We start from the raw sequence: 2283 nt of genomic DNA on the forward strand, positions 1-2283 counted from the left end.
TTTTAAGGTATTATAGAGGTGTAAAAAATTTAACTCATAAGGAGAGTAAAAAATGTCAATTATTACTGATGTTTACGCTCGCGAAGTCCTAGACTCACGCGGTAACCCAACACTTGAAGTAGAAGTTTACACTGAATCAGGTGCTTTCGGACGTGGTATGGTTCCATCAGGAGCTTCTACTGGTGAACACGAAGCAGTTGAACTTCGCGACGGTGACAAATCTCGTTACGGTGGTCTTGGTACACAAAAAGCTGTTGACAATGTAAACAACATCATTGCTGAAGCTATCATCGGCTACGATGTACGTGATCAACAAGCTATCGACCGTGCTATGATCGCTCTTGACGGTACTCCTAACAAAGGTAAATTGGGTGCAAACGCAATCCTTGGTGTGTCTATCGCTGTAGCTCGTGCTGCTGCTGACTACCTTGAAATCCCACTTTACAGCTACCTTGGTGGATTCAACACTAAAGTTCTTCCAACTCCAATGATGAACATCATCAACGGTGGTTCTCACTCTGACGCTCCAATCGCTTTCCAAGAATTCATGATCGTACCTGCTGGTGCGCCATCATTCAAAGAAGCTCTTCGTTGGGGTGCTGAAATCTTCCATGCTCTTAAGAAAATCCTTAAATCTCGTGGTTTGGAAACAGCCGTAGGTGACGAAGGTGGATTTGCTCCTCGTTTTGAAGGAACTGAAGACGGAGTTGAAACTATCCTTGCTGCTATCGAAGCTGCTGGATATGTTCCTGGTAAAGACGTATTTATCGGATTTGACTGTGCTTCATCAGAATTTTACGATAAAGAACGTAAAGTTTACGACTACACTAAATTTGAAGGTGAAGGAGCAGCTGTACGTACTGCTGCAGAACAAATCGACTACCTTGAAGAATTGGTAAACAAATACCCAATCATCACTATCGAAGATGGTATGGATGAAAATGACTGGGATGGTTGGAAAGCTCTTACTGAACGTCTTGGTGGTAAAGTTCAATTGGTTGGTGACGACTTCTTCGTAACAAACACTTCTTACCTTGAAAAAGGTATTGCAGAAGGTGCTGCTAACTCAATCCTTATCAAAGTTAACCAAATCGGTACTCTTACTGAAACATTCGACGCTATCGAAATGGCGAAAGAAGCTGGTTACACTGCCGTTGTATCACACCGTTCAGGTGAAACTGAAGATTCAACAATCGCTGACATCGCAGTTGCAACTAACGCAGGACAAATCAAGACTGGTTCACTTTCACGTACAGACCGTATCGCTAAATACAACCAATTGCTTCGCATCGAAGATCAACTTGGTGAAGTAGCTGAATACCGTGGATTGAAATCATTCTACAACCTTAAAAAATAAAATAGTTCAGTGAACTATTTTATCCCGAACCATGAAATTCAAAAGTTCGGCCGTTGATTTAACAACGTTTCTAGCCCTTCGGAATTTATCCGAAGGGCTATTTTTGTATTTAGGGGGCAAAAAAGGGGGCAATAGCTCTTCGAGAAAGATTATACTCTTCGAAAATCTCTTCAAAGCACGTCAATATCGCCTTGCCGTATATATGTTACTGACTTCGTCAGTTCTATCTACAACCTCAAAGCAGTGCTTTGAGCAACCTGCGGCTAGTTTCCTCTTTGATTTTCATTGAGTATTAGTAATTCAGTTACTAACTCGTCAACTCTGATTTATCCAATAAAATTGAAAAGAATGGAAAAAAGGTTGCATTTATGATATAATTTATTTTAAAGACCTTATTAGAAATCTTGAAAGAGTATTGAAAACTTAGAATGAGAAAAATTGTTATCAATGGTGGATTACCACTGCAAGGTGAAATCACTATTAGTGGTGCTAAAAATAGTGTTGTAGCCTTAATTCCAGCTATTATCTTGTCTGATGATGTGGTGACTTTGGATTGCGTTCCAGATATTTCTGATGTAGCCAGTCTTGTCGAAATTATGGAATTGATGGGAGCTACTGTTAAGCGTTATGACGATGTATTGGAGATTGATCCAAGAGGTGTTCAAAATATTCCAATGCCTTATGGAAAAATCAACAGTCTTCGTGCATCTTACTATTTTTATGGGAGCCTCTTGGGGCGTTTTGGTGAAGCGACAGTTGGCCTACCGGGAGGATGTGATCTTGGTCCTCGTCCGATTGACTTACACCTTAAGGCGTTTGAAGCTATGGGTGCCACTGTTAGCTACGAGGGAGATAACATGAAGTTATCTGCTAAAGATACAGGACTTCATGGTGCAAGTATTTACATGGACACGGTTAGTGTAGGG

Annotated in this window: 1 protein-coding gene and 1 pseudogene; both read left to right on the top strand. The window is 40.8% G+C overall.

Features of this window, described 5'->3' with window-relative positions; all coding sequences use genetic code 11:
* Window positions 1-52 precede the first annotated feature (52 nt).
* On the top strand, window positions 53-1357 hold the full coding sequence (gene eno / locus SMIDD26_RS05615) for a surface-displayed alpha-enolase (protein ID WP_000022821.1): 1305 nt from the start codon (window positions 53-55) through the stop codon (window positions 1355-1357).
* A gap of 428 nt (window positions 1358-1785) precedes the next feature.
* A pseudogene (locus tag SMIDD26_RS12935) lies at window positions 1786-2283 on the top strand (UDP-N-acetylglucosamine 1-carboxyvinyltransferase); the annotation flags it as partial.

Source organism: Streptococcus mitis, from assembly GCF_001579035.1.
GTDB lineage: Bacteria > Bacillota > Bacilli > Lactobacillales > Streptococcaceae > Streptococcus > Streptococcus mitis_J.